This is a genomic window from Aquimarina algicola, assembly GCF_006443095.1.
GTDB classification, from domain to species: domain Bacteria; phylum Bacteroidota; class Bacteroidia; order Flavobacteriales; family Flavobacteriaceae; genus Aquimarina; species Aquimarina algicola.
Genome location: NZ_VFWZ01000001.1, coordinates 1 through 15,092 on the forward strand (window position 1 = coordinate 1; position 15,092 = coordinate 15,092).

General features: G+C 32.6%; 14 protein-coding genes and 1 rRNA gene. 8 read left to right on the forward strand and 7 right to left on the reverse strand.

Annotated features, from left to right (window positions below; all coding sequences use genetic code 11):
• Both rrf and trhA read left to right on the forward strand, forming a co-directional pair.
• Window positions 1–78 (forward strand): 5S ribosomal RNA (gene rrf / locus FHK87_RS26620); the annotation flags it as partial.
• Window positions 79–153: 75 nt separating this feature from the next.
• Window positions 154–783 (forward strand): PAQR family membrane homeostasis protein TrhA, encoded by a 630-nt coding sequence (gene trhA, locus FHK87_RS00005; RefSeq protein ID WP_140588293.1) that lies wholly within the window; start codon window positions 154–156, stop codon window positions 781–783.
• Between the two features lie 40 nt (window positions 784–823).
• Here the strand turns inward: trhA and FHK87_RS00010 are convergent, their stop codons facing one another.
• The 4 genes from FHK87_RS00010 to FHK87_RS00025 all read right to left on the reverse strand — a co-directional run bounded on the left by FHK87_RS00010 (window position 824) and on the right by FHK87_RS00025 (window position 3,580).
• Window positions 824–1,624 (reverse strand): hypothetical protein, encoded by an 801-nt coding sequence (locus tag FHK87_RS00010; protein ID WP_140588295.1) that lies wholly within the window; start codon window positions 1,622–1,624, stop codon window positions 824–826.
• 119 nt (window positions 1,625–1,743) lie between these two features.
• Window positions 1,744–2,172: a DUF4268 domain-containing protein gene (locus FHK87_RS00015; RefSeq protein WP_140588297.1), complete on the reverse strand. Its 429-nt coding sequence runs from the start codon at window positions 2,170–2,172 to the stop codon at window positions 1,744–1,746.
• On the reverse strand, window positions 2,172–2,849 hold the full coding sequence (locus FHK87_RS00020) for a ZIP family metal transporter (protein ID WP_226293935.1): 678 nt from the start codon (window positions 2,847–2,849) through the stop codon (window positions 2,172–2,174). The genes FHK87_RS00015 and FHK87_RS00020 overlap by 1 nt, the downstream gene beginning before the upstream one ends.
• Complete coding sequence (locus FHK87_RS00025; RefSeq protein WP_140588301.1) at window positions 2,849–3,580, reverse strand: SAM-dependent methyltransferase; 732 nt, start codon at window positions 3,578–3,580, stop codon at window positions 2,849–2,851. Before FHK87_RS00025 ends, FHK87_RS00020 begins: the two co-directional genes overlap by 1 nt.
• A 130-nt stretch (window positions 3,581–3,710) precedes the next feature.
• Here FHK87_RS00025 and FHK87_RS00030 point away from each other — a divergent pair, with 130 nt between their 5' ends.
• The 6 genes from FHK87_RS00030 (at window position 3,711) to FHK87_RS00050 (ending at window position 10,811) form a co-directional block, all read left to right on the forward strand.
• On the forward strand, window positions 3,711–4,853 hold the full coding sequence (locus tag FHK87_RS00030) for a THUMP domain-containing class I SAM-dependent RNA methyltransferase (protein WP_140588303.1): 1,143 nt from the start codon (window positions 3,711–3,713) through the stop codon (window positions 4,851–4,853).
• A 307-nt stretch (window positions 4,854–5,160) separates the two neighbouring features.
• A complete protein-coding gene (locus tag FHK87_RS00035) occupies window positions 5,161–8,439 on the forward strand; it encodes a WD40/YVTN/BNR-like repeat-containing protein (protein ID WP_140588305.1) in 3,279 nt (1,092 codons plus the stop codon).
• A 137-nt stretch (window positions 8,440–8,576) separates the two neighbouring features.
• On the forward strand, window positions 8,577–9,044 hold the full coding sequence (locus FHK87_RS00040; RefSeq protein ID WP_140588307.1) for a hypothetical protein: 468 nt from the start codon (window positions 8,577–8,579) through the stop codon (window positions 9,042–9,044).
• Window positions 9,045–9,068: 24 nt separating this feature from the next.
• Complete coding sequence (locus tag FHK87_RS25975) at window positions 9,069–9,209, forward strand: hypothetical protein (RefSeq protein ID WP_226293938.1); 141 nt, start codon at window positions 9,069–9,071, stop codon at window positions 9,207–9,209.
• 40 nt (window positions 9,210–9,249) lie between these two features.
• Entirely contained in the window at window positions 9,250–10,107 is an 858-nt protein-coding gene (locus FHK87_RS00045; RefSeq protein WP_140588309.1) for a dienelactone hydrolase family protein, read from the forward strand.
• A 176-nt stretch (window positions 10,108–10,283) separates the two neighbouring features.
• Window positions 10,284–10,811, forward strand: a complete 528-nt coding sequence (locus tag FHK87_RS00050; protein WP_140588311.1) for a barstar family protein — start codon at window positions 10,284–10,286, stop codon at window positions 10,809–10,811.
• Between the two features lie 119 nt (window positions 10,812–10,930).
• Here FHK87_RS00050 and FHK87_RS00055 read toward each other — a convergent pair whose 3' ends face one another.
• The 3 genes from FHK87_RS00055 to prfB form a co-directional block, all read right to left on the reverse strand.
• Complete coding sequence (locus FHK87_RS00055) at window positions 10,931–13,402, reverse strand: outer membrane beta-barrel family protein (protein ID WP_140588313.1); 2,472 nt, start codon at window positions 13,400–13,402, stop codon at window positions 10,931–10,933.
• A 178-nt stretch (window positions 13,403–13,580) separates the two neighbouring features.
• Window positions 13,581–13,922 (reverse strand): arsenate reductase (glutaredoxin), encoded by a 342-nt coding sequence (gene arsC, locus FHK87_RS00060; protein WP_140588315.1) that lies wholly within the window; start codon window positions 13,920–13,922, stop codon window positions 13,581–13,583.
• 39 nt (window positions 13,923–13,961) lie between these two features.
• Window positions 13,962–15,060, reverse strand: a protein-coding gene (gene prfB / locus FHK87_RS00065; RefSeq protein ID WP_140588317.1) for a peptide chain release factor 2 whose coding sequence is annotated in 2 segments (ribosomal slippage) — window positions 13,962–14,996 and window positions 14,998–15,060 — 1,098 coding nt in all. Because the reading frame shifts where the segments join, the coding sequence is not laid out codon by codon here.
• Between the last annotated feature and the right edge of the window lie 32 nt (window positions 15,061–15,092).

The window sequence follows — 15,092 nt, forward strand, 5'->3', positions numbered from 1 at the left end:
TTACCATTCCGAACAGAGTAGTTAAGCCCGTTAGCGCCAATGGTACTACAATCGTGGGAGAGTAGGTCGCCGCCTTCTTCAAAACCCTTCATTACTTAAAATGAAGGGTTTTTTTTAGTTTTATGTGTATAAATCAATAAATATCTATATTTAATGGATGTAGAATCTTCAGCAGTAGAAGAAAAATGGAATTGGATTACGCATGTCATAGGAGTAGTGCTATCCATAATTGGTGGGTGGATTTTGATAATTGAAAATACTCAAAAAACTCAATACAGTTCAGTAGCTATACTGATATATTCTGTATCTCTATTTATATTGTATCTAGCATCTACATTATATCACTATTATGATAATCTCGAAGTAAAAAAGAAATTAAGAATTTTTGATCATGTTAGTATTTATATCTTAATTGCTGGAACATATACTCCAGTGAGTTTGATCTCACTTCTAAGTAGCAAAGGTTGTTTGTTATTTATAATAGTTTGGTCTATAACCTTTGCTGGTACTATTTTAAAATTATTTTTTACAGGAAAATTTGAGACCGTTTCATTAATACTTTATCTTGTTATGGGATGGTTGATTATGATTGATATTGATTCTCTTATAAATGTAGTTGGTAATGATGGTATTTTATACCTGATATTAGGGGGAGCCGCTTATACATCTGGTATTATCTTTTATGTTTTTAAAAAATTGAAGTTTAATCATGTAATCTGGCATGTCTTTGTACTGGCAGGTAGTTTTTTTCATTACATTTTTATACTAAAATATGTGATATGACCAGATCAAATGATTAAACTTATTATAATTTTAATTGATGTTAGCCTCTACAGCCTCTGATGACACCAAATACATAATCATCAGCAGCTTCATCAAATTCATCTCCGCAGTTCCTGTCACTACTTCCTCCACTGGCATTATTAACATTACTACACTGGTCGTGATCCATACAATCCTTAGTCCATGCACTAGGTATCCACCATCTTCCGCAGTCTGAACCACATCTTCCCATACACCCGTAATTATTTCTAGGTTTACTACCAACTTTTACGTTATCTCTATGATTACCTCTAGAATCATCATATTCTGCTGTAACATAAGTATTTTTTCTAATGCATGTAATTCCTTCGTTTCTACTTTTTATACCCGTAGTGGTTTGAGGAGATGCAATTTTTCTTTTAGAATAGATATAGTTTATAGGTGATTTTCCCCAATATTCCATCATACTTAATAAAGTATATTCTGTCATAGAAATATCTCCCTCTTTTTCAGTTAATAAATAATCAGAAATGATTTTTCCGGTGTTCAGTATAGCTTCTTTTTGCTTTTCAGATAAATTATTATCGTAGCCATTTATAATCATTTCTTCTTTTTCGTAATCAATTAAGGCTTCAATAAGCATATTATCAATAGATAAACTAATTTTGAACTTGAGTTCTTCATATGCTTTTGAAGTGTAAGATATATTAGTGTTATCAATTGAGAGTTTACCAGAGAAATTATTTTCATTTTGAGTCTCTAGCCCGATATTACCTTCTTGAGTATCGGTATTTTCTTTGGTACATTTAGCACACACAACTATAGATAGTAGGATTGCTATAAATTTAACGTTGAATTTCATAAGATAGAGTTTGTGTTAGACACTGCTAATTTATAAAAAACAATATTAATTGCTAATTAATTAAATAAATAACACTTTTAATAGGAATTAGTTAATTTTTGATGTGATATTTTAAGAATTTAATTCTTTATAAAATCTTCATATTCTTTGAAAAAGATTTCAAGCTTATTCATGCTTTCATTTAAAAACTCCATAGCATCATCCCAGGTTTTTTTATTATGGATATTCAAACCTAATATTTCTGTATAAACTCTTGAAATGATTTTACCATTTTCTAATTCATAGTTGTCATCAAAAATGATTTCGGGAATATATTCTGAAGTTAGAATCGTTTTTAGACTCAAAAATTTATCATAATAATATGCTTTGATAATCTCATCTTGAGGCTCTATATCAATTGAAACTTGTGTTTTCTTGGTAGTAAATGTAAACTTCAAGGTGACATCCTTTATTTTAGTATTATAAAGTAACCATTTTCTTGGATACGCTTTTCCAAAAGATGTCCAAAACTCTTGTCTTATTTTTTTTGATTCTTCTTTGCTAAACATTAAATCAAATATGCTATAATCGTTGCACTCAAAACAACTAATAATTTTGTAATGTTGAATTTATGACCTTCATTACTTTCAAATAGAATAGTAGTTGATACATGTAAAAATATACCTATTACAAGTGCATTTATATTGCTGTAATATTTTTGGAGAGCTTCAAAATGCTCACTGATAAATGTGCCAAGAGGCGTCATTAATGCAAAACCTAAAAGAATAATAGCAATGGTAGATTTTTTAATTTTTGTATTGAGTAGAAATGTAGTTAAAATAATTGCAATAGGGATTTTATGAATAATTATTCCTATCAATATCCCTTCTGTATTATGAATAGGAAAACCTTCTAATATTGCGTGTATGCATAAACTAATGAAAAGTAATTTAGGAATTTGAGTTGTATCTTTACTAAAGTGAATATGCCCATGTTCTGCCCCCTTAGAAAAATATTCAAGTATTTTTTGTAAAAGTATCCCAATCATAATCCATACACCGGTTTGTTTTGCCGCATCGTGATCTTCAAACACTTCTGGTAATAAATCAAAGACTGTGATAGCCAAAAGAAATGCACCACTAAATGCTAAAAGTAGATTGAGGTTTTTAGCATTAGAAGGTTTAAAAATAAATACGATTAATGTTCCTACAAAAATCGATGCTATAGATAAAGTATAATCAAGCACTATCTAAAAATTAATATCAATCTTTCTGAAGTTTTTTTGTCAAATTTTTGAAGATTGTAGTTTCCAAATACATCAAGCAAATTTACGTCAGCTTTTTCAAAGTACCTCATAAAATCATCTAAAGAAATGGCTTTTACCTTTTCTGTGAAGAAAAAACTTTCTTCATGATCTTTAAATCTTATTTCTTTATAGATATATCCATCTTTTACAAACCTATTTATTGTAAAAACGATACCTTCAACTTCTTTTGTTTCATTTGGGACAAGATGTTCTATTACATAGTCAACATTCATAAAATCAATAACTCCTAATCCACGAGTATTAAGATCGGCTTTAATTGCTTTGATGGTATTAAGATTATCTTCTTCATTATCAAAATACCCAAAACTAGTAAACAAGTTAAAAACCGCAGAAAACTTTTCCTCATACGGTTTGCACATGTCATGTACTCTAAATTTTAGTGTGTCATTTTCAAATTGAGAAGCGTGTTTAATACTATTTTTAGATAAATCGACTCCTGTTACATCATATCCTAGAGAATTAAGATAAATACTATGTCTACCTTTACCACATGCTAAATCTAAAATTTTGTCTTCGGATTCTAGGTTAAGATATTGGGTAAGATTGTCCATAAATTGTTTAGCCTCATCATAATCACGATCTTTATATAGAGTGTGATAATATGAAGTATCAAACCAAGATGTGTACCACATTGCATAATCTTTTAGCATAGGGCGCAAAATTAGTGTATTTTTGCGGTTTAATTAGTAAAAGTGTATTTAAGTTTTATATCGCAATATTGCATAAAACAATAATCACTTTTCAAAGAATATTTTTACGGTAGTGAACACTTCATTTAAAATGATAGCTAAAACTTTTTTTGGCTTTGAGGAGATTTTAGAAAAAGAGCTGAAGGCTTTAGGAGCACAAAAAGTTCAAAAAGGTAATCGTATGGTTAGCTTTTACGGAGACAAAGGATTTATGTATAAAGCAAATCTATGCCTTAGGACTGCGCTTAAAATTTTAAAACCGATATCTTCTAAAAAGGTTAAAAATGAAAAAGATTTCTACAATTTTATACAAAGTATTCGATGGAATAATTATTTAGATACCGAAGATACTTTTGCTATTTATGCTACCGTTAATTCTACTATTTTTAAGCATTCACAATTTATTTCTTTAAAAGCAAAAGATGCTATAGTAGATAAATTTAGAAAAGAAACAGGAAGAAGACCTAATGTTGATACCGAGTATCCTGATCTTACAATCAATATACATATTCAGCAGGATATTTGTACAGTTTCATTAGATAGTTCAGGAGGATCATTACATCATAGAGGATATAGAAGTGCTACCAATATTGCCCCGATTAATGAAGTCTTAGCTGCCGGTTTACTTTTACTTTCTGGTTGGGATGGGCAAAGTAACTTTATAGACCCTATGTGTGGTAGTGGTACAATTTTGGTTGAAGCAGCTATGATTGCCTGTAATATTCCTGCTAATCTGAATAGAAAAGAATTCGCTTTTGAAAAATGGTTAGACTGGGATATGGATTTATTTGAAAAAATAGAAGAAGCCTGCCTTAATAAATCAAGAGATTTTCAATATTCTATTTTAGGAATGGATAAAGCACCCTCTGCAATTAGAAAAGCCAAAAAGAATATCGAGAATGCAAATTTGGGCGATTTTATAAAAATCAAAGAAGGAAATTTTTTCGATACTCAAAAAGAGACAGAAGGACCTTTACATATGGTATTTAATCCTCCTTATGGAGAAAGATTACAACAGATTGATATAGAGGAGTTTTATACCTCTATAGGAGATACTTTGAAACAAAACTATCCCGGAACAAATGCATGGTTTATTACATCAAACCTCGAAGGGCTTAAATTTGTTGGACTTAGACCTTCTAGAAAAATAAAAGTTTTTAATGGTAAGCTAGAATCAAGATTAGTAAAATATGAAATGTATGCTGGTAGTAAAAAAGCCAAATACCAGAAATAATAGGCTCTCGATTACATAATTCGTTTCGATGTTTTACTTTTTAATCAATAATTTAGATTGAAATATTCTCAGACTTGCTTCAACATTCAAAAGTATTTGTCTCTTATACTCCATAGGTATATTTTAAAATGGTTGACTGTAAAAACAGTGAAAACATTCATTATCTAATAGCAAGAATATTACTAAAAATGACAAGTTGAATATTTTCAGTACTTTAAAAACAGTTTTATGTTTTTGTTAAGATATTATTATTGAATTTACAATAATTTTCAAGATGTAATTCAGCTAATAATCACGCAAAAATCATATGAAAACAAAACAAACACGAATCTTTTTACTGATACTATTCAATTTGGTATTAATTTCAGTATCAGCGCAACGATCTAAGTCTAAAACAAAACAAGTTGCATCTTCGATAGTATCAGATTCTACTTTTACTGGATTAAAACTACGCAATATAGGTCCCGCATTCATGTCAGGAAGAATTGCTGATATTGTTATCCATCCGCAAAATGAAAATATCAGATATGTCGGAGTTGGTTCTGGTGGCGTTTGGAAAACAGTGAATGCAGGAACCACATGGACCCCTATCTTTGATGATCAAACTTCATATTCAATTGGTTGTATTGCCATGGATCCCGGTAATCACAATACAATTTGGGTAGGAACAGGAGAAAATGTAGGAGGGCGCCATGTAGGATATGGTGATGGTATATATAAAAGTACAGATGGTGGTGCTAATTGGACCAACATGGGGCTTAAAACATCAGAACATATTTCTAAAATCATTATTCATCCCGAAAACTCTAATGTAATATGGGTGGCAGTACAAGGCCCACTTTGGAAAAAAGGAGGAGAACGAGGATTGTATAAATCTATTGATGGAGGAAAAACATGGAAGAAAACTTTGGGCGATGCAGAGTGGATAGGCGTAACAGATATTGTTATTGACCCAAGAAATCCAGATCAATTATATGCTGCAACATGGCAGAGACATCGTACTGTAGCTGCTTATATAGGAGGTGGTCCGGGATCAGGAATACATAGAAGTGTTGATGGTGGAGAAACATGGGAAGAACTAAAGAATGGGCTACCTACATCATGGATGGGTAAAATAGGTTTGGCAATATCTCCACAAAAACCAGACATTCTTTATGCCGCTATAGAATTAGATAGAAGAACAGGTGCTGTATATCGTTCTTCAGATCGTGGTACAACTTGGGAAAAAAGATCAGATGCAGTTTCAGGAGCCACAGGGCCACATTATTATCAAGAACTGTATGCGTCTCCCCATCATTTTGAAAGATTATATTTGGTAGATGTACGGATGCAAATATCCGAAGATGGAGGAAAAACTTTTACAAGAATGAAAGAGGAGCACAAACACTCAGATAATCATGCTATTGCTTTCAAAAAAAGTGACCCTAACTATCTTCTTGTAGGTACAGATGGAGGGTTGTATGAGACATTTGATTTAACTAAAAACTGGAGATTTATAGATAACCTTCCTATTACACAATATTATAAGCTTGCAGTAGATGATGCAGCACCTTTTTATAATATTTATGGAGGGACTCAGGATAATAGTACTCAGGGAGGTCCTTCGAGAACCGATAATGTACATGGAATACAAAATTCTGACTGGCGTGTCGTTTTAAATTGGGATGGACATCAGCCAGCAACAGAACCGGGTAATCCTGATATTATGTATGCAGAACGTCAAGAAGGTAATTTATCAAGAGTAGATTTGAGTACAGGAGAAGTAATTGATATCCAGCCGCAACCAGGAGCTGACGAGAATTTTGAGCGATTTAATTGGGATGCACCAATTTTGGTAAGTGCTCATGATCCAAAACGAATTTATTTTGCTTCGCAAAGATTATGGCGATCTGATAATAGAGGAGATCAATGGACTGCTATTTCTGGAGATTTAACCAAAAATCAAGAGCGTATTACATTGCCAATCATGGGTAAAAAGCAGTCTTGGGATGCACCTTGGGATTTCTTAGCAATGTCTAATTATAATACGATCACATCTATTGCAGAATCACCAAAACAAGAAAATATCCTATATGTAGGCACCGATGATGGAGCAATACAAGTCACAGAAAATGGTGGAGATAATTGGAAAAAAATTGAAGCAGGATCATTACCAGGAGTACCTTCTACAGCTTTTGTAAACGATATTAAAGCAGATCTTTTTGATGCCAATACAGTATATGTAGCTCTAGATAATCATAAATATGGAGACTTTAATCCATATTTGTTTAAGAGTACAGATAAAGGACAAACATGGACTTCTATCGTAGGAAACCTTCCCCAAAGAACACTAATTTGGAGAATTGTTCAAGATCATGTACAATCTAATCTACTTTTTGCAGCTACAGAATTTGGAATCTATTTTACGATAAATGGAGGAAAAAAATGGGTAAAATTACAAGGAGGAGCTCCTACAATTTCGTTTAGAGATATTGCAATTCAACGTAGAGAAAATGACTTAGTAGGCGCATCTTTTGGAAGAGGGTTCTTTGTTTTTGATGATTATACTCCCTTACGTAATATTTCTGAAGCAAAGTTACAAGAAGAAGCAATTTTATTTCCTACTAGAGATGCTTGGTGGTATATCCCCAGATCTCATTTGAGTTTTGATGATCAAAAAGGAAGTCAGGGCGCTTCACATTATGTAGCCCCTAATCCTGACTTTGGAGCAGTATTTACTTATTATCTTAAAGACGGTTTAAAAACAGCAAAAGAGACTAGACAAAAAAGAGAAAAAGCTAACAAAGCAAAGGATATTGCTTTTTCCGGTTGGGAAAGTGTAGATGCCGAGCATACTGCGACTACTCCCAAAATTATAATTACAATTACTGATAGTAATGGTAAAGCAATCCGTAGGATTAAAGGAGATGTTAAAAAAGGTTTCCATCGCATAGCATGGGATTTGCGATACCCTTCGCCTTATCCGATTACATTACAAAAGCAAAATGATAGTGATTATACACCAAAAGGCTTTATGGCTCCACCGGGAACTTATACCGCTACATTATCAAAAGTAGTAGAAGGTAAAGTAACTGTATTATCCGAGCCGATAACCTTTGTTGTAAAACAAATGCGCAAAGGAGCTTTGCCAGGAGTATCTGTAGAGGAAAGTACAGCATTTTTGAGAACATATGAAAATGCAATTCGAGATGTATCTGCGATTGATCTAAATATCAAAAAAGGGATTAAAACAATAGCAGCAATGAAAAGAGCATTGCAAAATGCAAATAGTGTTCCGGGAGATCTGGATACTCGTTTACATGCGCTTTCCAAAAAGATGCAGGGTATTAATAAAGAATTTAATGGAAGCCCATCTAAACAACAAGTAGGAGAAAAGAATAAACCTACATTACAATATCGTATGTTTGCTATTCAAAAAGGGGTAGAGCGTTCCACTTATGGTCCGACGGATACACACCGCAAAACGATGCAGATTATTACTGCGAGTATTGATACTTTTAAGACTAAAATCAATAACATTCAAAATGAAATAAAAGGGTTAACAAAAGAACTCAATGCAGTAGGAGCACCATTTATAGAAGAATAGTTTTTATGATATAAACTGAAATACCTCGGGGCAAACCTACAAAACATCAATCAAAAAATAACTTTGATTTGAAGCAAGCCCAAGAGCACTTAAATTTTGGTTATTGAGTAAATTCATTCTGACAATATGATATCATTGTGAAAAAAACTATAGAACAATACAGTGTATATTTCTTGATTACAGTATCCTTTTTGCTGATAATATCTTGTGTAACGAAAAGAACAGCAGCAGCCGAAGAAACAACAACAGATACTAAAATAGGAGAGAAGTACACTGTAACTGTTCCTATAATCTACCAAAATTTTATAAATAAAAAGGGAGTAGAGAACCCGGATCATAAAGAAATGTATATTGATTACAGCGGGCAAAAATATTTTATCAAATTTTGTGAAAGTAACGTCAATCAAAAATCATTAGAAAACTATTTGTCTACAATCAATTCGAGTCCAAAAGTAGTTACGCTTGAGATATCAATTCTAAAAGGACTTTGGATATGTGATAAAAACATAAATTATTCTGATAGCCTCACTGATGGGATTAATATGCCGCAGAGTAGAATGGGAAATTATGCAATTGTTCACAAAATTGTTATGGATAAAGAGTAAACTATACTATTTTTAAAAGGGACAATGAATTCTATTATTGATCCAATTCATAATTTTTTTATTGAAAAAAAGAGTCTGGTAACTCAATATTTTGATATCAATACATTTTATGATGATACAAATAATACTACATATTTTGAAAAAATTGATTCTAAAAACACTTAAATATTATTTTTAATTCTATAATCTAAAAACACTCAAACTCATGAAAATTTTCACCAATCCTTATACAATACTATTGTCCGTTTTACTTATAGTTAGTTGTAAAGAAACTAAAAAACCTGAAAATACAGCTCCCGAAGAACAAGTAGAAGTAGTAGAAGAAAAACCTTTTGTCCTCAAAGGAGAAAAAGTTACGTATACTGCAGATACATTATCTATGCAAGGATATCTTGCATACAATGAAAATGCAACCGAAAAACAGCCAGGGATTATTGTTATCCATGAATGGTGGGGGCATAATGATTATGTAAGAAAAAGAGCAGATATGCTTGCAGAACTTGGATATGTTGCTTTAGCAATTGACATGTATGGAGACGGTAAACAAGCAGCACACCCCAAAGACGCTGGTAAATTTGCTATGAGTGTAATGGGAAATATAGATGTGGCAACTACAAGGTTTAATGCAGCATTAGAAATGCTTAAAAGTAGTGAAGCAGTAGATGTGAACAAAATAGCGGCTATAGGATATTGTTTTGGCGGTAGTGTAGCGCTCACCATGGCAAATACAGGAGCCGACCTAGACGCAGTAGCTGCTTTTCATAGTGGAGTAGAACTGCCGGTAATGCCAAAAGAAGGATTAAAAGCTAAAGTTTTGGTATGTAATGGAGCAGATGATCCTTTTGTTTCGGCAGAATCAGTAGTTAATTTTAAAAAGGCAATGGATACTCTTAATGCAGATTATAAGTATATCGCTTATGAAGGTGCAGTACATGGATTTACCAGTAAAGATGCAGATAGTCTTGGTAAAAAGTTTAATCTGCCTCTTGCTTATCAACAAGAAGCTGACGAAAAATCATGGCAAGAGCTTAAAACACTTTTAGAAAACGCCTTTGCAGAGTAAAATGGTGAAGTATAAGTACTCTTTTATAATAAAACCTATAGTGTATTTAGAAAATTAATAGTCTAAGGATTTTTTAAAACAATTTGGTTTGTCATAAAGATCAGTTTGATAATTAAGATTGAGGAATGAAAAATCAAAATAAAGAAAAGTATTGATATAAGATATCATCAGGATTAATGGAAGAAGTTGTTAACATTTATACCGATGGTTGGATAGAAAAAATTGCTAAACTGTCATTATCGGATCATTTGGTCTGCTCTGGAAAAAGATCAGACCTACAATGGTTTGGGACTAAACTTATTCAAAGGTTGGGAAACTATCCAGATTCTGAAATAAGTCCGATTTATGGCAGATTAGCTATAGATTTTGATGACTTATGTTATCAACTTTGCCATGCGACGCCTTGGGGATTTGATATAGGGAGAAACTTTAATGCTATTCGAGATGTTATTCGTGGAGAAAGTACTCCAAAAAATAAATTTTTCATTATTTATGATGCTCAATGCCTGTATTCAAATGAATTCAAATCTTTTGAGAAATTGTTTGAAATATTTCTAGAAGTAGCAAAAGAAAAAGAAAAAACTGGTAATAACTTGAAAGTGATATTGCTATTAGAGGACAAAGAAGAAATTAGTGTAAGAAAACTTCTTAGGCGAAAAGAAAAATATAGAATAGAAACGATCAAAGTCATTCAAAAAGGATAACGCCCTATGACATCTAATGTCCTAGGGCGTTCAATTCAAAACAAAAATCAGTGCTATTTACAAACACTGTCAAATCAACGGTGTGAATTTTGAAGAAAACGAGTTAAGTCTCAATAAGTTTATCCTTCAAATTCTTCATCAATATTTTCTTCTTCTTTTCGCTTTCGTCTTTTTTTGAATTGATTAAAACGATAGGTAAAAGAAAGATTAAATCGTCTTACTCTTGATTGCGTTTCGCGATCTGATATAAAAGTTGGTGTGGCGGCAGTACGTTTTCTTATTCTAGAATTAAAAACATCATTAATGTTAAAAGTAAGAGAAGCCTTTTCTTTAAATAAATCTTTGCCAAAAGCCATGTTCATACTAAAGATTCCTTCATCCTCGGTTTGAGGTCTTTCTCTGGGGCCTCTATAAAATAGAGTCGTTTGCCAATCTATCTTTGCCGGTAACCTGAGTTTATTATTGAAACGAGCAAACCAACTAAAGTTGTCATTATCTAAACTTTCTCCATTATTTTCTCCTCTAAAATTGTTTTGAGAAGCATTAAAATTTCCATTCATTCGCCAACGTCTGCTAGGGGCGTATGATACGGTGAATTCAAAACCGTATCGATAAGAGTCTGCAAGATTAATAGGAGTTCTTCTGATAACAGCTACTTCTGTACCGGGATTGTTCTCATCTGCTCCGATCAATACTGTTTCTCCTGTATCTTCTGATATAAATGTAAATACTTCTGTAGCATGCGTATAATACAGAGAGGTGTTTAAAGTGATTTTTCCAATTTTATTAAGGTAACCCAAATCAAAAGCATTGGCATAACTGGGATCAAGGTTTGGATTTCCTTGAAAAAGATTAGTGGCACTAGACCTAGAAGGAAACGGGTTTACAAATCGAGAACGGGGCCTTCGGATTCTACGATTATATCCTAAAAGAATGCTTTGGTTTTCAGAAATTTCAAATCCTAAATTTATAGTAGGAAACAGATCAGTAAAAGTTCTTTTATTAAAATCATTACTAGTACGTTGATCAATAATAAGCTCTGTGTTTTCTAATCGTAACCCTAATAGATACGACAATTTGCCTATTTTACTGCCAAATTGGGTGTAAGCAGCATTTACATTTTGTGTATAGATAAGATTATTAGACAGATTGGTATCTGTAACTACATTTCCGTTATCATCAAATTCTACCAAAAAATCGGTATCTAACTCTCTAAAACTACCTCGATAACCTAGTTCAAACTGGCTATTTTTTCCTAAAGGAAGTACATAATCACTTTGTAGAAGTAATCGTTTTTGTTTTTCTAAAGTATTAACCAGTTCTATCGTAGAAATATTTTCTTGAGTGATGGCAGAGCGCTCATCTTCTTCGCTATCTTCTATCTGAACATCTAATGTTAATGTATGCCCACTTTTTTTGAAGTCTTTAGTGTAGTTAACCGATAGTTGTTTAGTAATATCATCTTCAACTTCTGGATCAAAACGAATATTCTGACTTAAAATATCACCATTCAGGTCAGATTCTGTAATGATATTTGTGGTATTGTTATTATTATCACTAAAACGGTATAAGAATGAAGAAGTTATCGAAGAAGTCTCTGTTAAATACCATTCTATACCTACATTAGTATTAAATCCTTTGCGTTCTCGATCAAAATCTCTGTCTTCTGTCAAAAAGGTATCCGGATTATCTGTACCATCGTCATCAATATTAAAAAAACGAGTCTCAGATAATGAATTTCCTGGAATCTCCCTGTAATTATATCCTGTATTGGTAAAAAAGTTGATATCTCCTGTTCTATAATTAAGATTACCAGATGTACCAAGACTAAATGGGTATCCACTATTGAGTGTTACAGAACCATTAAGTCCCTGTAGTTTATTACGTTTTAAAATTATATTTAAAATTCCTGCTGTTCCTGCTGCATCATAACGGGCAGAAGGCGAGGTAATAACTTCTACTCTTTCTATAGCATCAGAAGGCAATTGTCTAAGCGCATCAGAACCATTAAGACCAACAAGACCAGAAGGTTTACCGTTTATAAGGATTCTTACATCATCATTTCCTCTTAGTGCTACCGCACCATCTACATCTACTGTAATAGAAGGTACATTATCAAGTACATCACTTACTGTTGCACCACCTGTAGTGAGATCTTTACCAACATTGTATACTCTCTTGTCTAGTTTGATCTCTACATCTGGTTTTTCTGCTACTACTACAACATCATCTAATGTTTCTGTATCCAGAGCTAATTGGATCGTTCCTAAACTCGTGTTTTTTATTAATTTTTTGCTTATTAGTTTTTTGGTTTTGAAAGAAATAAATTCGATGTGAATATCGTAAATTCCTGATTCTACCTCGATTTTAAAAGTACCTTTTTCGTTTGTGATACCTCCTGTGATTACCTCTTGGGTTTCATGGTCATAAAAAGCAATTGTAGCATATTCTAGTGGTTCCTGAGTGTCTTTGTCGATGACAGAACCAGTAATATCAATATTGTTTTTTTCAAATTCTTGTTCCTGATCTTGGTCTTGAGCGGATATTAATAGTGATTGAATACATAATAAATGAAATAAAATCCTCTTCATAATAAAAGTTGTGTACTACTACACAGTTGGTTTCAAAAAATGGTTAATAATCTATTAGATATACTATTCCTGATATCGCAGGAATAATATGGGGTAGCATCTTTCTAGATGACTAGACGATTTTTTAGACTTTTGTATTATAAAAAGGTTTAATGCCTTAAATTAATTTTATAAAAATTTATAAAATCGTTAAGACTTTTTCGGGAGGCCTACCTACGATTGCTTTATTGTTTTTGATTACAATGGGTCTTTCAATCAGCTTTGGATTTTCAGAAAGTATAGTTATAACTTCATCATCAGACAATGTTTTCCCTTTGTAATTTTCTTTCCAGATAGTTTCATTTTTGCGCACCAATTCAATTGGGTTAATTCCCAAAAGTTTAATAACTTCTGTGATTTCTTTTTTGTCTGGTGGTGTGTCCAGATATTTAAAAATCGAGATTTCTTCTTTTTGATCTTCTAATATGGCAAGTGCCTCTCTTGATTTGCGACATCTTGGGTTATGATATATAGTTACCATAAATTGGTAGTATTAATAATAATTTGGTTATAAAATATTTTATTCTTCATTTTTTTGTCCCATGAGCATAAGATATGCTTTTAAAAAAGGATCTATACTTCCATCCATAACAGCATCTACATTACCTGTTTCTTCTGCAGTTCTCACATCTTTCACAAGTTTATAGGGATGCATAACATAATTACGTATCTGAGAACCCCATTCGATTTTCATCTTAGAAGCTTCGATTTCATCACGTTGTGCTTGTCGTTTTTTGAGTTCTATTTCAAATAATTGAGATTTTAGCATCTGTAATGCTTTCTCTCGATTATCATGTTGAGATCTCGAATCTGAGCAAGAGATTTGAATACCCGTAGGAAAGTGTGTAAGTTGTACTTTGGTCTCTACTTTGTTTACATTTTGTCCACCGGCTCCACTAGATCGAGAAGTAATAATCTCATAGTCAGAAGGGTTGATTTCGACCTCAATACTATCATCTGCTAGCGGATATACGTATATAGAAGCAAATGAGGTATGTCTTTTGGCATTACTATCAAAAGGAGAAATTCGTACTAAGCGATGTACGCCATTTTCACCCTTCAGCCAACCAAACGCATATTCTCCTTCTATTTCTAATGTTACTGTTTTGATTCCGGCAACATCTCCTTCCTGATAATTAAGCTCTTTTACTTTGAATTTTCTTTTTTCTGCCCACATCAGATACATTCTCATAAGCATACTAGCCCAATCACAACTCTCTGTACCACCTGCTCCGGCAGTAATTTGTAATACAGCACTCATGCTATCACCTTCATCACTAAGCATGTTTTTAAATTCAAGCTCTTCGAGAAGTGTAAATACTTCATCATGTTTTTGAGTTACTTCTTCTTCTGAAGCATCGCCTTCTTTATAGAATTCATAGAGTACTTCGAGGTCATCTACAAAAGACTCACTTTTTTCATAATCTGAAACCCATTTTTTTTCGGCATTCAATGCTCTCATAATCTTTTCGGCTTCTTGAGCATTATCCCAAAAATCCGGAGCATATGTTTTTTCTTCTTCGTTTGCTATTTCTATTCGTTTGGCATCAATGTCAAAGATACCCCCTTAACGCAGCCAGGCGTTTTTTAAGATCCTGTAGAACCTCTGTGTTGATCATTTTTTGTAGTTTTTGACAAAAATAGGATTAAA

Coding starts and splice junctions, on each gene's coding strand:
- FHK87_RS00045 (WP_140588309.1), top strand. CDS start 9,250: ATGAAAATTTTCACCAATCCTTATACAATACTATTGTCCGTTTTACTT.
- FHK87_RS00030 (WP_140588303.1), top strand. CDS start 3,711: ATGATAGCTAAAACTTTTTTTGGCTTTGAGGAGATTTTAGAAAAAGAG.
- FHK87_RS00015 (WP_140588297.1), bottom strand. CDS start 2,172: ATGTTTAGCAAAGAAGAATCAAAAAAAATAAGACAAGAGTTTTGGACA.
- arsC (WP_140588315.1), bottom strand. CDS start 13,922: ATGGTAACTATATATCATAACCCAAGATGTCGCAAATCAAGAGAGGCA.
- FHK87_RS00025 (WP_140588301.1), bottom strand. CDS start 3,580: ATGCTAAAAGATTATGCAATGTGGTACACATCTTGGTTTGATACTTCA.
- FHK87_RS00010 (WP_140588295.1), bottom strand. CDS start 1,624: ATGAAATTCAACGTTAAATTTATAGCAATCCTACTATCTATAGTTGTG.
- FHK87_RS00050 (WP_140588311.1), top strand. CDS start 10,284: ATGGAAGAAGTTGTTAACATTTATACCGATGGTTGGATAGAAAAAATT.
- FHK87_RS00035 (WP_140588305.1), top strand. CDS start 5,161: ATGAAAACAAAACAAACACGAATCTTTTTACTGATACTATTCAATTTG.
- trhA (WP_140588293.1), top strand. CDS start 154: ATGGATGTAGAATCTTCAGCAGTAGAAGAAAAATGGAATTGGATTACG.
- FHK87_RS00055 (WP_140588313.1), bottom strand. CDS start 13,402: ATGAAGAGGATTTTATTTCATTTATTATGTATTCAATCACTATTAATA.
- FHK87_RS25975 (WP_226293938.1), top strand. CDS start 9,069: ATGAATTCTATTATTGATCCAATTCATAATTTTTTTATTGAAAAAAAG.